General features: G+C 40.0%; 1 protein-coding gene (cut by a window edge). It reads left to right on the forward strand.

The window, feature by feature from the left end:
• The coding region annotated (locus PL9631_RS17670; RefSeq protein WP_197046412.1) for an SDR family NAD(P)-dependent oxidoreductase crosses the window boundary (this coding region is incomplete at its 3' end): on the forward strand, positions 1-6000 show 6000 of its 14167 nt. Its footprint begins 8167 nt before the window's first position.

The following is a 6000-nucleotide window of genomic DNA, read 5'->3' on the forward strand; positions in this document are numbered from 1 at the left end:
GTATGGAATCTATTTCTCGGATTCTGTCACATCCTTTAAATCAGGTGATGTCTATCAATGCCAATCAGAAATTTTTGCAAGGGATTAATGTTGATTTTAACGATGAATTAGTCTTCTTTCCTGAAGAAATTATTCCTAGTTTAAATGCTCTGATAGACTGCACTTTTGGCGGATTTATTGAGTCAGAAAAAATCAAGCGAGGTTTTGAGGAGATCGATCGCCTTGGACAACATCTCACCCTATTATGTTTTCAGAAAGCCGGGGTATTCCGCAATGCTCATGAGAAATACGACAAACAGCAACTAAGAACAAGCTTATCCATCACCCCTGACTATTGGCGGTTATTTGATGAATTATTAAACATTCTAGCTCGTGCTGGATGGATTCAATTGCAAGGACAACAAATTGTCTCTACTACCGCAGTAGAGAACACTGCAATAGAGGAATCAATTAAATTTGTCGAAACAGAAAAGAATCAATTGCTTTCTTCTTACCCAGAATTGAAAACTCATATAAATTTAGTATGGGTTTGTCTGGATGCTTGTTTGGGCGTAATGACTGGGAAAATTGCGGGAACAGATGTGATGTTTCCCAATTCTTCAATGGAACGAGTTGAAGGTATTTATAAAGGGAATTCCCAAGTCGATCATTACAACCAATCTGTAGCACGTAACGTCTTAGCTTATATTCGTCATCATATCCCGAAATTAGGTAAAAACCGAAAAATCAAAATTTTGGAAGTGGGTGCAGGAACTGGATCTACAAGTACGATGATTTTTGATGCTGTCAGAGAATATGGCGAACATCTCTCATATCTCTATACTGATATTTCTCCTGGTTTGATCAATTATGGTAGAAAAAGTTTTGCAGCAGAGCATCCTTTTGTGGATTTCAAAATATTGGATGTGGAAAAAAATGTAGAAACTCAAGGTTACGAATTATTCTATTTTGACATCGTTATTGCTACCAATGTATTTCATGCAACCCGCAATATCAATAATACTCTTCGTTGTGTCAAACCCCTTCTCAAGAATAATGGCTGGCTGATTATTAATGAGGGCGTGAAAAATCTGGAGTTTTTGACCTACACATTTGGGTTACTCAAAGGTTGGTGGATCTACGATGATGAAAAAGTAAGGTTGCCTGGTGGCCCGATTCTCAGTTTAGCTATGTGGAGAAATGTTTTATATGAGGAGGGATTCGGATCTATTTTAAGCCTTAATGAATCTTCTCAGATAGATTTAGATTTTGGGCAAGATGTAATTCTGGCAGAGAGTAACGGGATAATTAAACGCGATCGCAAGTCAGCAAAAATTCCCACTGTTACCAAAGCTGATTCGGTGAAATTGCGATCGCCATTAATTCAGCAACCTAAACCTAAAAAAGAAAGAAAAACAACCGATCTCAAATCCTATATTGAGGAAAGTCTAGTTCAGAATCTTATCCAAGCATTAGATATGAGTGGGGAAGATATCAACATGAAAAAACCACTTTCCGAGTATGGAGTTGATTCAATTACAGGGGTAGACTTAATCAACAGAATTAATCAAACTCTCAAGATTCAGCTAAGAACTACAGCACTCTTCGATCATGCCAATATAGAAGAATTTTCCACTGCTATTCTCAATGAATATGGTGAACAAATTCAGGCGTTGTTAGAATTGGAATCCGCAGAACCTTTGGAATCTTTGGAAATCTCGGAACCCTTAGAAACCTCATTAAACTCGACGTTTTCATTTGCAATCAATGAGATTACTGATTCATCCCAGATCAATCACGCGCCAATAGATCAGATTGAAGAAAAAGAGCGATCGTCCTCTCTATATCAAGCCGTTTTTGTCACCAAACCAGGTTTCCCCGAAGATTTAGAAATTCGTCCTATCCAACCAACTGCGCCCGATGAGGAAGAAGTAGAAATCGAAGTTAGGGCTTTCTCTCTCAATTTTGCAGATATTCTATGTATGCGTGGGTTATATCCCAATATGCCATCTTATCCATTTACGCCCGGATCGGAAGTCTCTGGTGTCGTCTTGCGTACAGGAGCAAAAGTAAAGCGTTTTCAACCCGGAGATGAAGTGATTGCGGTAATGGGAGATTCAATGGGCGGGCACTCCGAACTGGTTTTAGTTAAGCAGGAGAATATCCTGAATAAACCTCCTACTTTAACTTATGAAGAAGCTTGTTCTTTCCCTGTAGCCTTTTTAACCATGAATCACGCCTTCAACTTGGCTAACGTAAAACCAGGAGAAAAGGTACTCATTCAAACTGCTGCGGGAGGTATCGGTTTGATTGCCATCCAATTAGCCGCATTGCAGGGTGCAGAGATTTATGCTACTGCGGGTTCAGCAGCGAAATTAGAATACTTACAAAAGAAAGGCATTAAGCACCTAATCAACTATCGCACAGAGGATTTCGCCAAAAGAATTTTAGAACTGACCAATGGACAAGGTGTTGATGTAGTTTTTAATACCTTGTCAGATGATGCCATTCAAAAGGGTTTAAATATTCTGGCTCCTGGTGGGCGTTATATCGAAATTGCTATGACTGGGCTGAAAAATTCTCGGCAGTTTGACTTGTCCCACTTGGTTGATAATCAAACTTTCCAGTCCATCGACATGAAAAGGTTATATAGCAAACAACCGAAACTTTTGACAGAACATTTGGCAATTATGGCTCAGGTACTTGCGGAAAGAAAGATAGTACCAACCTTGAGTCACATTTTCTCATTTGACCAGATTCGTGATGCTTATTACTGTCTACAACAACGGGAAAACATTGGTAAAGTTGTCGTGACAGTTCCTCCTCGAAAAAAGCCTTCTATTGCGACAGTTCCTATTAATCCCATTCAAAAGAAACAGTCTGTTTTGCCGATCGCTATTATCGGTATGTCTGGGCGTTTTCCGGGAGCTTCCAATATCGAAGAATTTTGGGACAATCTAGCTAATGGTAAGGATAGCATTACCGAAGTTCCTGGCGATCGCTGGGACATCAACGCATATTACGATCCTAATCCCCAGCATCTTGATAAAACTTACTGCAAAAAAGGAGGATTCTTAACCGATATCGATAAATTTGACGCTCTTTTCTTTAAACTGTCTGGGAGAGAAGCAGAACTCACCGATCCCCAACAGAGACTCTTTTTAGAAGAAGCATGGAAAGCTTTAGAAGATGCTGGTTATGCAAATGCCTCAATTTCTAACACTAAATGTGGTGTTTTTGTGGGTGCAGATCCGGGCGATTATCGGATGAAGATGCGGGAAGCTGGAGTACCCTCTGAACCCCAATCTTTTTGGGGTAATGCAGGTTCGCTGATCGCTGCACGCATTTCCTATTTTTTAAACCTCAAAGGCCCTAGTATTACAGTTGATACGGCTTGTTCGTCATCGCTGGTAGCGATTCACTTGGCTTGTCAAAGTATCCTTCAAGGTGAAAGTGATATGGCGATCGCTGGTGGCGTTTATGTTGGTATAACCCCTAATTTTCATGTTGTAGCCAGTAATGCGCGGATGCTTGCACCAGATGGAAAATGTAAAACATTCGATCGCAAAGCCGATGGATTTGTTCCAGGGGAAGGTGTCGGGGCTGTAATCTTAAAACCCCTGGCTGCTGCTTGCCAAGATGGAGATCATATTTATGGGGTGATTCTGGGATCGGGTTGCAATCAAGACGGAAGAACTTATGGAATCACTGCTCCCAGTGTTACTTCTCAAAGTGAATTACAGCAGAGTGTATACCAAAATGCTAACCTCGATCCAGCTACGATCAGTTATGTGGAAGCACATGGTACAGGAACAAAATTGGGCGATCCGATCGAAATTGATGCTCTAACCAAAGCCTTTCAGATTTATACTAATCAAAAAGGCTATTGTGCGATCGGCTCAGTGAAAAGCAACATTGGTCATGCCGCAACAGCCGCAGGAATTGTAGGTTGTATCAAAATATTATTATGTTTGAAACACCGCAAATTGGTGCCGTCGTTGAATTTTGAACAAAGCAACGAACATATCGATTTTGAGAATAGCCCCTTTTATTTGAATCAGGAATTTAAGGATTGGTTTGTTCAGGAAGGAGAGGTAAGACGAGCCGCGATTAACAGTTTTGGCTTTGGTGGAACTAATGCACATATAGTGGTTGAAGAGTACAGAGAAAAATCCGAAAAAAGAACGGAGGAAGAAGAAGCAGTTTTAATTGTGCTATCGGCAAAAAATGGCGATCGACTTCAAGAAGTTGCCAGAAATCTCTGTCGTTTCCTGTTCAATACACCATCCTATTCTCTGGCAGACATCGCATATACTCTACAGGTGGGGCGGGAAGCGATGGAAAAACGGGTGGCGTTTATCGTCGATGGGAAAGATGCCTTAAAACAAAAATTGTCGGAATTTTTGACAAACAAGAAACATGATGAAACGTTTTATTCGGGAGAGGTTAAAGAAGGAGAACTAAAAATTTCTTCAGTTTCTTCCGCAGATATGTTAGCCACCCTAAATAATCGGGAACTGGAAAAACTAGCTTCTTGGTGGGTTTCAGGTGTGAATCTGGATTGGAATCAGTTACCGAGAACAGTTAAACCTCGACGAGTTTCTTTGCCTACTTATCCTTTTTCCTGCGATCGTTATTGGTTTGATTCATCGGCTTCTGTGAAAATTCCTCAATCCCGAAAAGACTATATTTTTAAACAGGAATTAAAATCTTCAGAACCGCTTTTAGCGCAACACACAATCGATGGAAAACCTGTTTTTCCGGCGGTAGGTTTCCTAGAAATGGTGTTAGCTGGTTTAAACCGGATTATCCGCGATCGATCTGTGATTTTGGCAGATATATTCTGGATCGCTCCACTTTATGTCCTTGATAAATGCTCCGTTCAAATTGTTATAGAAGTAGAAGACGATACTTTTAAATACCGAATTATTAGCGAAGCAGATGAAAACACAGTTTATTGTCGGGGTAATGGCTATTGGACGCAAGCCCCAGAAACACCAAAAGCACTAGATATCAACCGCTTAAAAAGCAGTATGATCAAACAAGTATTGCCCGAAGAACCATATCGATCGTTTGCCACAAATCAGGTAGTTTTGGGAACTCTTTATCAAGGAGTTTCTGAAGTTTGGACTGGTAGAGGGGAGGCGCTAATAGCGATCGATCTACCAATGCAACAAAATACAGAATACCTTTTCCATCCTGCGGCTTTTGTTGCAGCTTTACTCACCCGTTGTTGGATTGATTTTGCTGCACAAGAAATAGAAATTCCCTTCTTTGTCCAAAAAGTAGAATGGTGGAATAACGCAGAGCAACCAGCCTATACTTATGTCATGCAAGGAACAAAGAAAGAACTTGATGTGCAAATTTTAGATCGGCTAGGTCAAGTGTTGGTTCGTTATACTGGAATTAAACTCAAACCCTGGAAAAAAGTAAATCTGGAAAAGCTGATTTATGTTCCGGTTTGGGAACGTTTAGCTGATAGAAATACAATTTTTCAAGAACAACAACCCGATGGTACAACCTTGGTGGTATATCATGAAACTAACGCATCAGAGGCGGAAAAGCTGTTAAAAATCTATCGGGAACAGAAACATCAAATTCTCTCTGTTTGTCTTGCACAAGGAGAGAATCATCAGTTTGAATTTTTGGAAAATCAATTAAAACAACTTACGTCGCCACTGAGCAAAATTTGTTTTCTCGCTACCTCAAACGAAACATTCCTGCTATCCGAAAATAGTTTACTGAACAATGTTTGTGAACCTTGGTATGTGATAGCTTTACTGAGTTTAGTCAGAAAATTAGAACAGTTTGGTTATGGGGAGAAACCTTTGCAATGGATATTGTTAACAAATTGTTCTTATGCTTTGCAAAAAGAAGATCAAATAGATCCGTTTGCTTCGGGAATTGTAGGATTAGCTACTGCTTTGGCGCAAGAACATATCCATTGGCAAGTTAATTTGTCCGATCGTCAAAATATACCACTATCTTCTGTTTTTCCTTCATTGTTAGAAGATCGGAATA

Source organism: Planktothrix paucivesiculata PCC 9631, assembly GCF_900009265.2.
Taxonomy (GTDB): Bacteria; Cyanobacteriota; Cyanobacteriia; order Cyanobacteriales; family Microcoleaceae; genus Planktothrix; species Planktothrix paucivesiculata.